Origin of the sequence: Colidextribacter sp. OB.20 (genome assembly GCF_009911595.1) — a bacterium.
Taxonomy (GTDB): Bacteria; Bacillota; Clostridia; order Oscillospirales; family Oscillospiraceae; genus Lawsonibacter.
The window spans coordinates 1-17,180 of the sequence record NZ_QWKG01000082.1 but is presented as its reverse complement, the minus strand read 5'-3'; the positions used below and the strand labels follow the sequence as shown (position 1 = coordinate 17,180).

The 17,180-nt window shown below is 54.1% G+C and carries 17 protein-coding genes; 14 read left to right on the top strand and 3 right to left on the bottom strand.

The window, feature by feature from the left end; genetic code table 11:
• Positions 1-495: 495 nt before the first annotated feature.
• Together D1641_RS16800 and D1641_RS16795 are read right to left on the bottom strand one after the other, a co-directional pair.
• On the bottom strand, positions 496-1,467 hold the full coding sequence (locus D1641_RS16800; protein WP_160667746.1) for a sugar-binding domain-containing protein: 972 nt from the start codon (positions 1,465-1,467) through the stop codon (positions 496-498).
• 42 nt (positions 1,468-1,509) lie between these two features.
• Positions 1,510-2,460, bottom strand: coding sequence for a sugar-binding domain-containing protein (locus D1641_RS16795; RefSeq protein ID WP_160667744.1), 951 nt, complete (start codon positions 2,458-2,460; stop codon positions 1,510-1,512).
• 379 nt (positions 2,461-2,839) lie between these two features.
• On the opposite strand from D1641_RS16795, the gene D1641_RS16790 reads away from it, so the two are divergent.
• The 14 genes from D1641_RS16790 (at position 2,840) to D1641_RS16725 (ending at position 15,014) form a co-directional block, all read left to right on the top strand.
• On the top strand, positions 2,840-3,097 hold the full coding sequence (locus D1641_RS16790; RefSeq protein WP_160667742.1) for an HPr family phosphocarrier protein: 258 nt from the start codon (positions 2,840-2,842) through the stop codon (positions 3,095-3,097).
• A 240-nt stretch (positions 3,098-3,337) separates the two neighbouring features.
• Positions 3,338-4,165: a BtpA/SgcQ family protein gene (locus D1641_RS16785; RefSeq protein WP_160667740.1), complete on the top strand. Its 828-nt coding sequence runs from the start codon at positions 3,338-3,340 to the stop codon at positions 4,163-4,165.
• Positions 4,166-4,200: 35 nt separating this feature from the next.
• Positions 4,201-4,905: a ribulose-phosphate 3-epimerase gene (locus tag D1641_RS16780; RefSeq protein WP_160667738.1), complete on the top strand. Its 705-nt coding sequence runs from the start codon at positions 4,201-4,203 to the stop codon at positions 4,903-4,905.
• 18 nt (positions 4,906-4,923) lie between these two features.
• The gene (locus D1641_RS16775) at positions 4,924-5,580 is read left to right on the top strand and encodes a class II aldolase/adducin family protein (protein ID WP_243149447.1); all 657 of its coding nucleotides are present in this window, start codon (positions 4,924-4,926) and stop codon (positions 5,578-5,580) included.
• 63 nt (positions 5,581-5,643) lie between these two features.
• On the top strand, positions 5,644-6,288 hold the full coding sequence (locus tag D1641_RS16770; RefSeq protein WP_160667736.1) for an orotidine 5'-phosphate decarboxylase / HUMPS family protein: 645 nt from the start codon (positions 5,644-5,646) through the stop codon (positions 6,286-6,288).
• A 90-nt stretch (positions 6,289-6,378) separates the two neighbouring features.
• Positions 6,379-7,401, top strand: a complete 1,023-nt coding sequence (locus D1641_RS16765; protein WP_160667734.1) for a phosphotriesterase-related protein — start codon at positions 6,379-6,381, stop codon at positions 7,399-7,401.
• Between the two features lie 84 nt (positions 7,402-7,485).
• Entirely contained in the window at positions 7,486-8,754 is a 1,269-nt protein-coding gene (locus D1641_RS16760) for an L-serine ammonia-lyase, iron-sulfur-dependent, subunit alpha (RefSeq protein ID WP_160667732.1), read from the top strand.
• A gap of 29 nt (positions 8,755-8,783) precedes the next feature.
• The gene (locus D1641_RS16755) at positions 8,784-9,659 is read left to right on the top strand and encodes an HAD family hydrolase (RefSeq protein ID WP_160667730.1); all 876 of its coding nucleotides are present in this window, start codon (positions 8,784-8,786) and stop codon (positions 9,657-9,659) included.
• A 14-nt stretch (positions 9,660-9,673) separates the two neighbouring features.
• On the top strand, positions 9,674-10,135 hold the full coding sequence (locus D1641_RS16750; RefSeq protein WP_160667728.1) for a PTS sugar transporter subunit IIA: 462 nt from the start codon (positions 9,674-9,676) through the stop codon (positions 10,133-10,135).
• Between the two features lie 100 nt (positions 10,136-10,235).
• Complete coding sequence (locus D1641_RS16745; RefSeq protein WP_160667726.1) at positions 10,236-10,547, top strand: PTS sugar transporter subunit IIB; 312 nt, start codon at positions 10,236-10,238, stop codon at positions 10,545-10,547.
• Between the two features lie 112 nt (positions 10,548-10,659).
• A complete protein-coding gene (locus tag D1641_RS16740) occupies positions 10,660-11,055 on the top strand; it encodes a hypothetical protein (RefSeq protein ID WP_160667724.1) in 396 nt (131 codons plus the stop codon).
• Between the two features lie 23 nt (positions 11,056-11,078).
• Positions 11,079-12,443: an amidohydrolase gene (locus D1641_RS16735; protein ID WP_160667723.1), complete on the top strand. Its 1,365-nt coding sequence runs from the start codon at positions 11,079-11,081 to the stop codon at positions 12,441-12,443.
• Positions 12,444-12,548: 105 nt separating this feature from the next.
• Positions 12,549-14,057 carry a PTS transporter subunit IIC gene (locus D1641_RS16730; RefSeq protein WP_279285710.1) on the top strand — a complete coding sequence of 503 codons (1,509 nt, stop codon included), beginning with the start codon at positions 12,549-12,551 and terminating at the stop codon, positions 14,055-14,057.
• A 351-nt stretch (positions 14,058-14,408) separates the two neighbouring features.
• Positions 14,409-15,014: a hypothetical protein gene (locus D1641_RS16725; RefSeq protein WP_160667719.1), complete on the top strand. Its 606-nt coding sequence runs from the start codon at positions 14,409-14,411 to the stop codon at positions 15,012-15,014.
• 66 nt (positions 15,015-15,080) lie between these two features.
• Here the strand turns inward: D1641_RS16725 and D1641_RS16720 are convergent.
• Positions 15,081-17,180: hypothetical protein (locus tag D1641_RS16720; RefSeq protein WP_160667717.1), on the bottom strand; the 2,100-nt coding region annotated here is incomplete at its 5' end.

Sequence of the window (17,180 nt, the reverse complement as noted above, 5' to 3'; positions counted from 1 at the left end):
CATCCATCCGCCATTCCTCAGTCGAGCGGCCCTGCGGCCATGAGAGGGGCCGTCTTGGTAGAAAACTTCAAGCCTTGCTCCAGTCTGTCAGTCCTTCTGGTCTACCGCTCCGGCGATTGGTAGGCCCGGAGGATTTAACATTCCTGAAACAATTTTCGTCGCTTTCTCCAAAATTTTCGAGGTTTTCTCAACTTTCCGACCCCTTACGAAGGTGTCACGCCCCTTGCCCGGCGCTCAGAATTGCGAAAGCCCGGAGGAAACCCGCAAAAACAGCCCCTTTCGTCGTAAAAAAGTTGCCCTGGTAGACATCCGGTAGATGTCCCGGAAAACGAAAAAGCCGCCGGGCTCTGCGGCGCAGGAGCCCGGCGGCTTTTTTGGTAGACTTTTGGTAGACGGGGGAGCAAGAGACCTGTTTGCTCCTGTGAAGCCCCCACGCGGCTTTTCATGGCTGCATAGGCAGACGATGACTGAACTGCTGAAGGCAATTCTCTTTGGTTATATCTCGTATCGGTTGGTTTCGATCAGGTTTAAAATTTTGATGGCAAGGTTGGAATCAATGAACACCGTAGTGGCTAAGCCGCTGCGCAGCACAGCCAGAATCGCCTGCGCCTTATAACCGCCGCTGGCCACACAAATCCGGTTTTTGATTCCGCGGATATATTTTTCCTCTGGAGTAATCAGTCGTTTATAGAGGGGAATCTGTACAACCTTCCCCTGAATATCAAGAAAAACGCCCTCAAAGCTGCCCACAACGCTGGTATTAAGCAAATTATTAAAATCCTTCTGGTCAAGGCTGTACTGCCATGGCTCCAGGGTCGAGCTGCTGGAGAAAAGAATATCCACACGGCTCATAAGCTCACGGAAATCCTCCTGCATGACGAATTGAAGCAGTTGGTTGCGAAGCTCCTCTGTATCGACAATATAGGGCAGAGCAAAGCATTGATAATGGCAGCCATATATTTCCGCCACCCGCTGCACCAAATCCATCTCTTCGTAAAAAGGCTCCTTCTGTTCCATCATACCGGACAGCTGGATTACCTCCATCCCCGGATAGGTTTGATAGGGGCTTAAGAATTGTAGCATCCGGCACATAGTTTTTCCCCGGGCGATAGATAAAACCGCTTTATTGGAGATGATGCCGTTGAGATAGTCGGCCGCCGCGGAACAGACCATGTCAAAGGAAGACGCAATGGAGTGGTTTCGAGTGTTGATAACATAGACCCTAGTATTTGGGAAATAGCCGCATAGCTTTTTTTCCGCGTCAGTGTGCCAATATTCCGGGTAGTCAATAAAAATATCAACAATTCCGTGCTGCTGTACCTCTGAAATCAACTGAAAAGCTTTTGTCCGGGATATGCCATACAGGCTTGCAATCTCCTCCTGGGTCCTCTTATCCTTATAATATAAGACCGCAATTTCCTGAAGCAGACGCTCCTGCTCAATCATTTCTTTTCGATCCACTGCCATATCATAAGCCTCACAATTACCTAAGTTTACAGGTCCGCTGCATCAATTCAAAGAATCTGTTGGGTTTATTGTCATCTGCTCAATGTGTGCCGCCAGCTTCGCATTTGTAATCAAGGTATCCACTAGGCCGGTGCGAAGGACTCCTAAGAGGGATTTTGCCTTGTAGACACCATTGCAGACACAAATCAGCTGCTCAGCCTTCTGCAAAACAGATATAGAGGGAATAATGCACCGCTGTTCCAGAGCGGGGTGGAGAAAATTTCCATTCATATCATAAAAGTTTCCTTCAATGCTGCCCACCGCGCCATGGGAGACAAGCCATTCGTACTCATCATCCCTAATATACTTTCGCCACTGCTGAAGAGAAGAAATACTGCTGCAAATCAGGTTAATATCCTTTTTATTTTCTAAGTTGGACTGGGCAAAGGACTGATCAGTCACCGCACGCTTGAGGTCTGGAGAGTCAAAGAGATAGGGAAGCATAATGAAGTCGTACTGGCAAGCATACATATCCGCAATCCTGCGCACAAAATCCAGCTGCTCCAGATAGAGGTCCCCAGTCAGCAGCATTCCCTCCGTCTGTACCACCCGCATGGCGGGCAGGGGCGAGAAGGCCCTCATATTGTGGACAATCCCGTGCATGGTATGCCCTCTAGATACATTCAAGACGGTATCCTCTTTAAGCTGCGTACATAAATACTCCGCAGCCGTTTTACAAATTCGATCAAAATGTTCGCTCTTTGGGAAGATGCTGCAATCCACCACAAATGCGTTGTGCAGGTGAAACTGACGGCACAAAAAATCCTGCAGGGCACTGTTCTGGGAAATCTGCTGCCGGATCTCAAAGGTGACAAGGCCGCATTCTTCCGCCTCTGTAATCAGATGAGATATTCTGGAGCGCGAAAAAAACAGCTGCTTGGCGATTTTTTCTTGTGTCATCCCCAGCCCGTAGTACATATGGACGATTTGCAATAAAAGATCTCTTTTTTCCATGCCGGCTCCTTTAACATGATCGCGACTATATTGGTGGTGAAATGGAAAAGAACTGGGATTTCAATAACATTATAAGGCATATTTTCAAAAAATGCAACCACTTCTGCTTGCTGCCGGCTACACTGCGGGCCATAGAACAAAACGGAAAAGGCATTGTGCCGCACGGGCGCTCCAGCAGAGCACAGTTTTTCTTTCAGGTAAAAAACTAACAATTTTTATCAATTGAAAATGTACTGATTTGGGTAAAATGATGGAAATGGGGTTGAAAAACCGAAAGAGATACTTTACTATCTATAAAAAATAGAATGCAGCTGATTACAAAATCAGCCTCATTTCAACAGTGGACATACAAAAACAATCTTAAAAGGAGGAAAACACAATGAAAGAATTTTCTTACGTGGTGACACAGGCGGAGGGACTTCATGTCCGCCCTGCCGGGATACTGGCCAAGCAGGCGGCTAAGTACCAAAGCGACATCTGGCTGTTGTTCAACGAAAAGAAGGTTTCCGCAAGACGTCTCTTTGCCATTATGGGACTCGGCGTAAAGTGTGGCGCCAGCGTTACAGTTCAGATCGAAGGCCCCGATGAGGAACAGGCCTGCCAGGATATTCTAGAGCTGTTTCAAAACCAGCTCTGAGGCCGGAAAACATATGTTAAAACTCCAAAATCAGGAAGAGGAAAAAGATTAACATTTGTTTTCAGAAATCAGAATTTCGTCATTCTGTTCAAATATTGACGGCAGCAAACAGGAAACAGTAAGATATATTACAAGAACACAGCGGACAGGCGGGCTGGTCCCCCCCGCCACCAGTGGTGCCGGCGAGCTGTGTTCGACAGGCAAGGAGACACAGCTAGAGATTTTAAGGAGGCTACAAAAATGGAAGCGACCTGGATTAAAGAAATGTTCGGAACGGAAAAGCCCATTTTGGCGATGTGCCATTTGCGCGCTCTTCCCGGAGACCCCGCCTACGATGTCGAAAGGGGGATGGAATATGTTGTGGACTGCGCCCGCAAGGATCTGCACGCCCTGCAGGACGGCGGTGTGGATGGCGTAATCTTCTCCAACGAGTTCAGCCTGCCCTATATGAGCAATGTGGAGCCCATCACCGTCGCGGCTATGACGCGCGTCATCTCTGAGGTTCGCAAGGAAATCACGGTTCCCTATGGAATGAATGTTATTTCCAGCGCTATGCTCAGCCTTGACATGGCGGTTGCTCTGGAGGCGTCATTTATCCGGGCTCCCATTACCGGCGCCTACGTCAGCCCCGCAGGCGCCGGAAACCTGAACGCCGGCGAGATTGCACGCCACAAAATGGCAATCGGCGGCAAGGATATCCGCATCCTCAGCTATGTTGTACCTGAGGGCTGTGACTATCCCGCTCAGCGGAGCCTGGGCGATTTGGCCCGCATTGCCGAGTTCCGGGCCCAGATGGATGTGATCTGCGTGGCCGGCATGGTGGCAGGCAATCCCCCCGATACCCAGGATGTCACCATTGTGAAGAGCGCGGTTAAGAAAACCCCTGTTTTCGTCAACACCGGCTGTAATATCAATACCATCTGTGACCAGCTGGACGCTTCCGACGGCGCGGTGGTCGCGACTACATTCAAGTATGATGGTATCTTTGAAAACCTTGTGGACGTCAACCGGGTGAGGGCTTTTATGGATGTTGTCAAGAAGTACCGCGCCGAGCGCAGTCTGGCCTGATGAAAAAATATTTTACATGATGGGAGATATACGCCATGTCTATGACAATTACTCCTTCTGTTGCCTCTGCCAACCAGCTCTATCTGGCGGAAGAGCTATCCAGCTTTGACCCCTCTGTCCCCTTCCATGTGGATATTGAGGACGGCAACTATGTATACAATATCACCTTCGGAATGCGTACCATTCGCAGCATTGCCAGCACCTGCAAAAACCCGCTGCAGTTCCACCTGAACGTGACCAATCCCGCCGATTATTACGACGAGCTGGCCAAGCTTGGCGCGGCTGCTGTGGCCATCCCCTTTGAAGGCTGCGCCGCCCCTATGCGGGACCTGGACCGCATCCGAGACCTGGGCATGAGCCCGGGCATGGCCGTCACGATGAAAACCCCCATCTGTGCGCTGGAAGCATTCATGCCCGAGGTGGACTGGATTGTTTTAATGACGTATGGCTCCTCAAAGGGCGGCATGAACGGCCTTGGGTTCCGGGAACACAGCCTGGAGCGCATTCGCCGTCTGCGCGCCATGATGCGCGAGGGCCAGCACATCTGTATCGACGGTGGAACCGCCGAGCGGGAGCTGGTTCTGGCACATGAGGCCGGCGCCGACATGGCGGTCCTTGGCCGCTTGCTCTTCCCGGAGATGAGTGCTGACGGAAAACATGAGGGGAGAATCCTGCTTCCGTCCGAACGTGAAAAGACCCCGGCCCAGCTGCTGGAGTATTACAATAGTCTTTTCAAATAAAAACTGGAGGTTACTGTTATGATTGACACAAAGGAACTGCGCGAGCAAATGATCAAAACTGCGATGGAGCTGAAGTATTACCGCCTGATTTCTCTGTGCGGCGGCAACGTCAGCGTCCGTCTGGATGACGGAAACTTTTTGATTACTCCCTCCGGCATGGAGTATGACAACATGAAGCCGGAGGATATCTGCAAGGTAAACAGCAAGGGCGAGGTGATCGAGGGTAAGTGGCGTGCCTCCTCCGACACGCTGGCCATTCTCTACATCTTTGAGAATATGCCTGAGATGAACGCTGTAATTCATACCCATCAGCCCTATGCCACTGCCATCAGCCTTGTGGAGGATGAGTTCCCGCCCTGCTGCGTGACTCAGATCGACGCGCTGCGCGGCAAAGTGAGCGTGGCTCCCTTCACCATCTCCGGTGATAAGGGTATGGGCCCGCTGACCTGCGAGTATATGGAAAACTCTTTTGCGGTCATTCTGAAGAACCATGGCGTTATGGCAGTGGGCGTCGATCTGAAGAAGTGCCTGTACGCGGCGGTTTATCTGGAGGAATCCGCAAAGACCTACTGCATTGCCCGGTCCATGAGCAATCCCGTGGTCCCCATGTCCGCCTCCGACACAAAGGCGGAGGCCAAGGATATCAGCCGCTGGATGAACTATCATCAGGGCTGAGACTCCTGGCCATCAAAGCCGGTTTTCCAAACAAACATCACAAATTCACAGGAGGGAATTTTCATGGCACGTCCGTTACTGCAAGTCGCGCTGGATAACAAGTCCCTGGAGGAGGCAATCGACACCCTGGGGAATGGCCTCGGTGAAACGGTGGATATCATCGAATGCGGCACCTATCTGATTATGATGGAGGGCATCCGTGCCATCCGCTTGATTCGGAGAATGTATCCCCACAAGATGATGGTAGCCGATTTCAAGCTGATTCTTCCGCAGTTTGGCAGCGCCGTCCTGGCTGAGGGCGCGGAGCTGAATACCATCAACTCCACCTGCCTGGATATCACGGTCCAGAAGATTCACGACGAGGCTGTTTCCCGCGGACAGAAGGTCGAGATCGAGTTCTACGGCGACGCCTGGTCCTTCGAGAAGCTGGAGCAGTGGAAGGCGATGGGCATTGAACATGTGATTTACACCCGTCCTCGGGTTCTGGGCGGCGACTGGGGCGAAAAGGATGTAAAGCTGGTCAAGCGCATCTGTGATATGGGCTTGAAGGTCACTGTTGCCGGCGGCATCTCCTATAAGACGCTGGACGTTTTGGCCGGCCTGCCCATCTTCGCACTGATTTGCGGCCGTTCGCTGTACAACGCTGAAAGCCCCGCCGCTGAGGCCAGGCGCATGATTGACCGGATCAAGGAGATCTGGGGCGAGTGATTCCCTAATCCCCGGCCGCAGCGCGGCAAAAGGCAGTCATCCTTTTGTATTCATATATCAAGCAGAAACGATTATAGGGAGGAAAAATAAATGGGTATTGTTAGAACTGTATGCGGCGATGTTGACTCTTCCAAGCTGGGCTTCACCATGGCCCATGAGCATGTGTTCATGAACTTCGGCGGCCCCCGCGGCTCTGAGACTGACTGGAGCCTGTGGCGCTGGGACGAGCAGCTGGATATGGTGAAGGACTACGCCGCGCTGGGCGGCGGATGCCTGATTGACGCAGCCCCCCGCAAGGTGGATGGCCGTGATCCTGTGCGGCTGAAGGCCGTCTCTGAGATTACCGGGGTACATATTGTGGCCTCCACCGGCGTCCCCTTCGACCGTCCCAACGGTCGCAAGGACACCGCCTCCAACTATGAGCCCGACTCCATCCTGGCTTTGGCCTATAAAGACATGTCTACAGACGATGTGGCTGACTTCTACGTCTCTGAGATCGAGCAGGGTATGGATGGAACTAACATCAAGGCTGGCTGGATTAAGGCAGGCACCTGCAAGTACGTCTCCCACACCAGAGGTGAAGAGATGGCCGTCCGCGCCGCTGCCCGGGCCTCTATGCGCACCGGAGCTCCCGTCCACTGCCACACCACCAACGGCGGCTACGCCTGGGAGCTGCTGGATATGATCCTGGATGAGGGCCTGCCCGCCTCCCAGTTCGGCATTGCCCACATCGACCGCAACCCTGACTATCTCTATCACAAGCATATCCTGGAGACCGGCGCCTACCTGATCTATGACGGTCCTGGCAAGGTGAAATATTATCCCGACAGTGTCCGTATCGACCTGCTGCGCCGGCTGATCGCCGACGGCTTTGGAAAGCAGCTGATGCTGTCCAATGATATGGGCAAGAAGAGCTATCACCGCCAGTATGGCGGCGGCCCGGGCCTCGGCTGGATTAAGACAAGGTTTATCCCCAGACTTCTGGCCGAAGGCTTTACCCAGGAGCAGTGCGACGACCTGATGTATAACAATCCGGCCCGGTTCTACTCTCTGCGCGAGAAGTGCGCCCCCAAGAATGCCGGTAAGGACATTATTTCTCCGGACGCCCTGTAATTCTGGATTCCTGATAGAGTTGGAACCTCTCCCGCTCCATTGGGGTGGGAGAGGTATATCACTTAGAAGAAAGAAGTGCATTCCATGACACCTGACCTGACAAACGCCTATCTGTCAATCCTAAAAGAGGAGATGAAGCCCGCTGTTGGCTGTACAGAGCCTCTGGCACTGGCCTATGCCGCCGCGCTTATGAGGCGTCAGCTGGGCGCTGTAGCAGAGCATGTGAAAGTTGGGGTCAGCGGAAATATCATAAAAAACGTAAAAAGTGTAACCATTCCTAATACCGGGGGGATGACGGGTATTGCGGCAGCTGTCGCGGCCGGTATTGTTGCTGGCGACGCAGACAGAGAGCTTGAGGTAATCGCCCATGTCCCTGATGACACACCTGTGCGCTGTCAGCAGTTCCTGCGGGACACCGGGGTCGACATTTATTGTCTGGACAGTGGGCACCCGCTTGATATTTTGGTGGAGGGGCGCTTCCATAGGGATACCGCCGCGGTGAGAATTACCTGCGGCCACACACGGGTTGTCTATTTAGCCAAAAATGACCAGGTTTTAGTCAACATTCCCATGGACAAGTTGAATGAGGAATATCTCAACGACCGCAGTGTCCTGAATCTCAGTTCCATTGTCGAATTTGCTGAAGCTACTGATCTCACTCTGCTAAAGCCTCTGTTTGAGCCGCAGATGCGGATGAATCTGGCCATCGCCGACTATGGCATAGAGCATCAGTGCGGCAGCGGAATCGGCCGGATCATTTGCGGTATGGACAGCACAATCACTGCCGAGGCTATGGCCTATGCCGCCGCCGGCTCTGACGCCAGGATGAGCGGCTGCGCGATGCCTGTTGTCATCCTTTCCGGCTCAGGTAATCAGGGGCTGACAGCAAGTGTGCCGGTTGTGCGCTATGGCAGAGCGCTTTCCTGCGATGAGGAAAAGATCCTGCGCGCCCTGGCGGTGTCCTCACTGACCACAATCCATCTGAAAACCGGAATCGGAAAGCTATCCGCCTACTGCGGCGCCGTCTGTGCCGGCTGCGGAGCGGGAGCCGCCATCGCCTATCTGCGTGGGGCCGATACCCGGCAGATCGAGATGACTGTCAGTAACGCGCTGGGAATCCTTTCCGGCATGATTTGTGACGGTGCAAAGTCCTCCTGTGCGAGCAAGATCGCAATGTCCGTTTACGCGGGCATCCTGGCCTATGAAATGGTGCTGCACAACGGCTCGTTTAAGCCAGGCGACGGCATTATTGGCGCGACTCCGGAAAAAACTGTGAAAAATGTCGGTATAATTGGCGCTCAAGGCATGAGGACCACAGATAAGGTTATTCTGGACATCATGCTCAGCCAATAGCCGCCGCCATGTGTTCAGGGGGTGGAACTGTGTCCATTCATTTTAATATTCCGGAGGCGGAATTTCGCAGCAAAGCCCGGCAGACGAAAGCAATCATCTTTGATTTGGACGATACCCTGCTGGACAGCGCCAAAAATATTTCTTTCCGCGCTATGAGTGCCATTCGCAGGCTGCAGGCAAGGGGCATTTTTATCAGCTTATGCACTGCTCGGTACTACAATGTGACCCATTACTACGCGGAAGAAATCGGCATTCGAGGCGTATATTCCGCCGTAAATGGCTGTCAGCTCATAGATGGCGAGACAGAAGCCATTCTATACTCAGAGCCTATGGCGGAGCAGGAGGCGGTGCGGCTGGCACAGTACTGCACTGAGCTGAACTGTCCGTTCAACCTCTCCATTGGAGAGGACAGCTTCGCGGGCGGTTCCCTGGACCCGGATTTTATGAACAAGGGCAGTAAATACCGCAAGAAGCTCTCTGTCAGCGGGAAAACCGCAAGGCTGATGACCCGTCTGCCGTCACCGGAGTATCTGCGGGGAAGGCCGGTTTATAAAATTGTCGTCCACGGCTCAGGCTACTACGATGAGCTGAGCAGATATGTCCAGGCCAACCTCCCGGCGCTTCAATGTATCATCACCAGCAAAGATGTTATTAATATTTTCCCCTCCGGGTGCGATAAGGGCGTCGGCGTGCGGCGGATCGCGGAGCACATGAACATTGCCTGTGAGCAGGTCTGCACATTTGGAGACTTCTCAACAGACATTCCGATGTTTGAAGCTGCAGGCCTGTCTGTGGCCATGGGAAATGCGGAAAAGATCGTTCAGGAAAGGGCCTGTGCGGTAACAGGTACTATGGATGAGGATGGCGTGGCAGAAATGCTGGAAGCGGTTTTCCTTGCGGACTGAAAGGAGAGCACACGATGAAATTGGATTTTCTGAAAAAGCTGTATGAAGAGGATCTCCTCTCTGTTGAGGAATCCTTTGACACCTGGCAGGATGCCGTCAAGGCGTCTATCCTTCCGATGGTAAACAAAAAGATGGTGACCCCTGCTTATGGAGATGAGATTTTAAAGAGTGTGGATGAGTACGGGCTGTATATCTTTTTGTGTCCGCATATCTGCATGCCCCACTGCAAGGCGTTTTCTGAGGTCATGCAGTCGGGCGCCTGTCTGATGAAGGTAAATCAGCCTGTGTATCCGATACCGGATGACCCATCTACATTTGCCGAATTGTTCTTTGCCATCGCCGGCACAGACGCCGATCACCACCTGGACTGCGTTCAGGACTTTATGGAAATTTTAGACGACGAGGAGACAGTGGAGGCCCTGCTTCAGGTCCAATCCATGGAGGACCTGAAGCAACTGATTTACGGCGGCAAATAAACGCGGCTCTAAGCGGGCACGGCTACGGGAAACGCAGGGGGCCTGCTTGGCGTATACAAGAAACCATAGGACTGCCAGATTTAAGAAAGAGGTGTAGATTATGTCATTCGATCCCGGTAAACGTTATAAGTTCCTGTGCTGCTGTGGCGCGGGCCTCGGCTCCAGCCAGATGCTGGCCTCCAAGCTGCGTATGGTCTGTTCCAAACGCGGTATCCAGGCAAAGGTGGATGTGGCGTCCGCAGGCGAGGGTGTCGGCGCCGCGCCGCGCTATGACGCAACCTTCTGCAACAAAAACTTTGTAAAGGTTCTGGCCAAGGCGGAGGCCAAGGGCACCAAAATCTATGGCCTGGATAACGTAATCAACGCGGATGAGATCAATCAAAACCTCGATTTGTTTTTTGGAGAGGGCTGATGCCGGCCTGAGACAAACGGAATACCGTGAATACGGCAAAAGCCGCGCACCGCACACAGAAGAGGCATGAAACAGAAACAATACGGGTGCGTATGTCAAATGGGAGTATGAGATGGAAGAACGTTATACCTTTAAAATAACAATGCCGGAGCACCCGGTGGTGGATGACCAGGGCCGGTGGCAGCCAACACGGATTACGGCCAGAGCCGGCTGGAAGGAAATAACCCCCTTGATGCGCCTGGTATATGTGGCATTTGTTGTGATTATGGCGGCCTATAACATCCACTACCTGAAGCTTCTGCCTGACAGCATGTCCTTCGATACCATGTTCGGGCTGAGCGGCATTTCCCTGCCTACGGCAGGCTATATGATTGGTTCGGTCATTTTGCTGCTCTATCTGATCTACAGGGACCTGATCCGGCGCTCTATGTCGCGATACCGTCTTTTCGTTCCGCTGGCTGTTTTAGTTATGAACACGTACTTTGTTACGGCCTGCATCCCAACTTAGGCTGAGATCGGATGTGAATGATCATGGATGAGATCAAACTGGTAAAAGAAGCGGTGGAAAAACACAGCTCATTGATTTTTGAGACAGAAAAATTTCTTTGGGCCCATCCGGAGACGGGGTTTCGGGAGTGGACCGCCGATCAATATTTGAAAAATGTTTTTCGGGGGCTGGGCTACGACATTGTAGAGGCCGGGGACATTCCCGGGTTTTACGCGGAGCTGGACCTGCACACAGCCGGCCCCTGCATCGCTATCCTCGGTGAGATGGATGCCCTTCCCTGTCAGGGCCATCCCGATGCCGACCCGGTGACCCACGCAGCCCACGCCTGCGGGCACCACTGTCAATGCGCGGCGCTGGCGGGCGTGGCCGCTGCGCTGAAGGAAGAAGGGGTCACCACGGGCCTGTGCGGCAAGATTCGGCTGATGGCCGTCCCGGCGGAGGAGATTGTAGATCTTGCCTTTCGGGTTTCTCTGATTGAAGAGGGCAAAATCCACTATCTGCAAGGCAAGCCAGAATTTATCCATCGGGGATACTTCGACGGTGTGGATATGGCTATGCTCATCCACGCCGGAAGCCAGGCGCCCGGCACGCTGCTGAAGGTCAGGAACGGCCCCACCTGCGGATGCATTGTCAAGCGAATGACCTTCATCGGAAAAGCGGCCCACGCCGGAGCACGTCCGGGACAGGGGATAAACGCGCTTTATGCCGCAAACACCGCCATAACCGCGGCGAATGCCCTCCGTGAAAAATTCGACGATGACGACCATATCCGCTTCCACCCCATTATTACCGAGGGCGGCTCGGCTATCAGTGTTATTCCTAACAGGGTCGTCCTGGAGAGCTATCTCCGCGGCTCCAATCTGAAGGCCATGATGCGATACAACCGGATGATCAATCAGGCCTTTGCCGGCGCCGCGGCCTCCATTGGCGCACGGCTGGAAATTCACGACTACCCCGGCGCGCTCCCCATGAAAAATAACCCGGTCCTGCGGCAGACCGCGAAACAGGCAGTGGAGTTGCTGGAGGGAGAGGGGACATGTCTGCTCAGCAGCGAAATCTGGAGCCCTGGAGGAACGGATCTGGGCAATCTGGGCAGCCTGATTCCGGTGGTGCAGCCCAGCACCACCGGAATCGAGGGCGTGGGGCACAGCAAGGAGTTTCGGATTAAAAACCCATACCACTGCTGTCAGATCCCGGCGGAGTGCCTCGTCATGATGACGCGACTGCTGCTGAGGGATGGCGCCAAACGGGCCAAAGAGGTCATAGCGAAGGCCGCCCCGGAATTTGCCTCCAAGGAGGAGTACTTCGCCGCGATGGAGGCCTTTTCAACCCGTGGCGAGGTGGTCAATTACGCGGAAAACGGAAATATTTCGATACAGTTAAGCTGAGTTGTTGTAAAAGCCTTACCGGGACAAGCCTTCTGACGGCAGATAAGAAGCTTGTTTCCCATCTGTTCAATGAGGAATCAGAAGAAATATTAAGGAGATGAAAACATGGAGCTATTCTTGACAATTGTTAACTGGATTTGGACAAACATTTTCTCATCAGCAGCCCTGTTTATGGGCGTCCTGATTATGATCGGCCAGCTCGCGTGCAAAAAGGGCTTTTTGGACTCATTCTGCTCCGGTCTGAAGGGCTATATCGGATACTTGGTGTTCAATGTGGCCACAGGCGCGTTTAGCAGTACATTCCGCCCTATTTTGAACGGTCTGCGTTCTCTGTTTAATGTCACCCTGACGGTGAACGACTCCTACTACGGTCTGTCGGCCCAAAAGCAGGCCTTTGCGGACGCCGGTGGCAACGACGGCCTCCAGGGCATGATTCTCGTAGTGGCCATTGTGATTATGGTGTTGATGGTCGTGTTCCGGAAAGTGACCAAGATGCGCTCCTTCCCCATCCAGGGCCATCTGCTCACCAACACATCACTGGGCATCCTGCTGGTCATTTACCTCATTATGCCCGACGCAAGCAACTGGGAGCTGATTATCGTCTGCGGCGTGATTATGGCGCTTCGTTTGATGATTCCCACCAATTTCTCCGTGGAGCCCGCACAGGACCTGACTGACGGTTCCGGCATCGTTGTGGGACATGCCCAAATGTTTGCCGACCGCATCGCCTGGGAAATCGGTAAAAAAATTGAGAAGGATACCATTAAAAAGACCGGCAAGAAGCCCAAGCACCTGGACGATCTCCAGCTGCCCGGCTGGCTGCGGATCTTTGACGACGTGTATGTCTCCTGCTTCCTGATCATGTTCGTGTTCTTTGGCATCATCATGGTAATTCTGGGGCCCGACGCCATGCATGAAATCGACAGCTCCTTCAAGGAAGGCTCCAGCTTCTTCATGTACATTGTTGGCACCGCCGCAAAGTTCCCCCTGAACCTGGTGATTCTGTTCGCTGGCCTGAGAATGTTCGTAGCGGAGATTACCGACGCCTTCACCGGCCTGACGCAGGGCGTACTGAAGGGCATCCTCCCCGGAATCGACATTGCCGCTTTCTTCGGCTACTGCGGCAACCCCAATATCATCACCCTCTCCTTCCTGAGCGGCACCCTGATTATGCTGTGCATGACTATGTTGGGCGTCGTGCTCAACGCTCCCGTCATCGTGATGATGGGCTTTACCCAGATGATGTTTGACAACGCTGGCGCCGGCATGTTCGGCCACTGCCGCGGCGGCTTGAAGGGTCTGCTCTACGGCACCGCCGTAACCGGTATTGTCGATCCCGTGTTTGGCGGCGTGGTCGCCTGGGTCTACGGTCTGTCCGCCACGGTGCAGGGCGTCGCGGCTCCCTTCGACCAGTCCCTTATGCTGTCCAGCGTGGGCCTCGGAATCAAGTATCTGGGCATGATCGGTGTGGTAATCTGGTGCGTTGTTATGCTGGCCCTGCCCCAGATTCAGTACGCCTGCTGTAAGGATAAGGAGGCTTATTGGCTTGCAGCGACCGATTGGGAAGAGTATAAGCGCAGAATGCTTAACCACGACGCCGATGTGAAAGATTAAGTGCTGAGCTTTGGAGCACCGCAGGGCCCACTCTGCCTGGACCCTGCGGTGCATTTGGGCGCACTTCCCCCTCACTTCCATTAAATGTATGAAAACGTACCACTTTTCCTCCTTGCACATGGTAATTGAGGGCGGAAAAGGCCTCCCTCAGGGGACGCGATGTATGTAGGGCGCGACGACCCTGGCGCGCCGTTGGCATCAGGGTGGAAGCGGCGGGCCGAGTCGCCCCGCCCTACGGGGGGGCTCAAAGCCCTCCAGCCACCCTCATCCGTCACGGCTTCGCCGTGCCACCTTCCCCCTTCCAGGGGGAAGGCTTTTTTCGTTCTCAAGACAATTTAAGGAGGAATGACAATGAACGCAACAACCAACTACCAGCTCAGCCAATGGGACGCCTCTGACCGGGTTCTGCGCACCGACTTCAACGCCGACAACGCCAAAATTGAGGCCGCCCTGTCCGGCCTGGAGGCCCGGGTGGCCCTGCTGGACCGGGCGGTGCCCAACCTGGCGTATCAGCTGGGGGCGATGGAGCTCCGGCGCATGATTGAGCACAAAAAGTATCCCAACCAGCGGGCAATGATTGCTGAGTGCTTTCTGCACCCCCAATATTTCACCCTCTCTGGCGGCGTCACGCTGACAGACGGCGTCCTGACCCTGACCAGCCAGGGCGTGGTCGGGCACTGTGAGCACTCGAACAGCTATCTGCTCGACTCCAAATGGTCCCACGCCGAGATGTGGCTCCGTTTCCGCAACGCGAGAGTCACGCCCATCATCAATGGCCTTGTCATGACGGCGTCGGGGGCGGTTGATATGACATTCTCCGCGTCGTTCGAGTCGGTTCAGGAGCAGAAATTCATCCTGGACTGCCAGGGCTCCGGCTCCGCCCGTGTCGCCTTCGACATGGAGTGCATCGACAGCCGGGCGGCGCAAATCTATGAATATTCCATATTCTTCTTCTAAAGGTTGAAAGAGGACCCCGGGCGAAAGCCCGGGGTCCTTGGGATATTGCTATGCAAAAGGACTTTTTTAGGTGGCAAACACGATAGTCATGGCTCTCTTGGTGACCACAAACTGAACAGTCTGATCAACCTTGTTTGTGGTCCCGTTAATGCCCTCGACGTCCTCGCCATTGCTCTGAACAGTGGGCACGTTGGTACTGGCTGTACCAGTCGCCTGGACAGTCTCGCCAGCAGCCACATAAGCCTTGGCATTCGCAGCACCGGCCTTGATCTCGACAGTCTTGCCGATCTCCTTGTTCCACTGCTCCAGCTTGCCGTTCTCGCCGACGGTGATTTCAACACCGACCACCAGATCGAGCTTGCTGTTAACAGTAATCTGCGTCAAGTCGGCCTCAAGCGCATCAGCATAGTGCTTGCCGTCATCGTTGAACACGCCGACCTTTCCGTTCTCGATCTCAGTAGCGTCGTAGCCAGCGTCTGCCTTGATGGTGACAGCAATCTGGGAGCCCTTCACCACCAGAGCGTCAGAGGCGACGGTCTCACAGGTGATCTCGTCACTGTACGCCACGGTGTAAGCACCAGCCAACTTCTGGGTGCCAGCCGCCACAGTCAGAGTCTCCACATTCTCGCCAGTGATAGTTCCGTCCGTGGTCACATCGACAACGCCGTCGAACTTGTTGCCCGAGCTGTTCTCAGCAACCACTTTCAGCTCAGTACCAACCGCATAGAACACATCAGCGGCGGTGTCCTTCTTGACAGCGGCGGTCTCCTTGTACTGCACGCCGGCGTTGGTCAGGTTGATCGTACCAGCGGCCAGAATCACGGGCGTATTAGTGTTTGCACCAGCCGCAGTATTAGCGCCAACAGTCGTGGCAGCAGTCACAGTGTCGGTGTCCGCAACTTGAATGACAGGCACGTTGGCCTTCCACCTGTAGGCAGCACCAGTGCCGTCGTTGCTCGCAACGACATACCAGGTGGTGGTGCCGTCCGCGTTCTCCTTGGAAGCAGGAGCGCTTTCCAGAGCGGATTCGTCCTGCTTAGTCCAGGTCAGGGTCACACCCTCACCAGCGGTGAACGCGGTCAGCAGGCTGCCGTCGGTGATCTTGTTCAGCTCGAAGTTAGCCTTGGGCATGGTGAAGCTCAACTGATCCTTGGTATCGTTGCCGGTGACCAGAACGCCATCGACATTGAAGGTGCCGTCGGCATAATTGCCACTGTTACCCTGAACAACGACCTCAGCCCCAGCGGGGATCTGATAGGTGTACTTGTTGCCAGCGGGATCAAGGACCTCGGTCTTATCAGCGTACACCCAGCCACTTTCAGTCTTATACATGACCTTGGTGTTGGCGTGAATCAGCTCGGCGACAGTAGACAGCGTCAGAGTCTTCATAGAGGCGTCGATAGTGGTAATGGTGACCGCACCGTCCTCGGAGACGTTGATGGTGTAGACGTTTTCAGCCTTCAGAGTAGCGCCAGCGACATCCTTAATCTCGAAGTTCTTCTTGAGGTTAATGGTCATGTCGGTGGCTTCGCCCTTGGTGACCTGAACCTTGCTTCCGCTGGTGGAGTAGGTCTTGCCATCAATCTCGACGGACTCCACGCCAGCGTCAAAGTTGACGGTGATGGCAGCCTTGGTCTCATCGACAGGAGGCACGTACTCGCCAGTGACGAACTCGACCTCAGCAGCATCCTCGGGCACGATCAGGCTGATCTTGCCGCCCACAATCTCGGGGATATTCTTGGTGATGCGGTCGATGATCTTGCCGTCGGCGTCGCGGATGATGATCTCGTTGATGACCTCGCCGGCACCCAGCTTGGGAGCATCCACAGTCACGGCGAACTCGTCGTCCTCCACGACCTTGCTGTAGTCATAGTAGCCCATCTGGGTCTTGCCAGCGGCGTCCTTGTAGAAGAACTCCACGGGACGGTTGACAATGTAAACCACGCGGGCGGTGGTGGCGTCCTTGCCGGTGGAGCCCTTGGCCTTCACCACGACAGCCCAGGTTTCGATGGTCACGGTGTTGCCCTCGGAGTCCTTCTGGGTCTCCTTGTTCTTGGTGGTCTCCAGGCCGTTCTTCATGTCGGACAGACGGCCGGTGGTGATGTTGTCCAGCTTGCCGTCAGCGTCGTACTCCACCAGGACGATCTGAGTGGGATCATCGCCGTC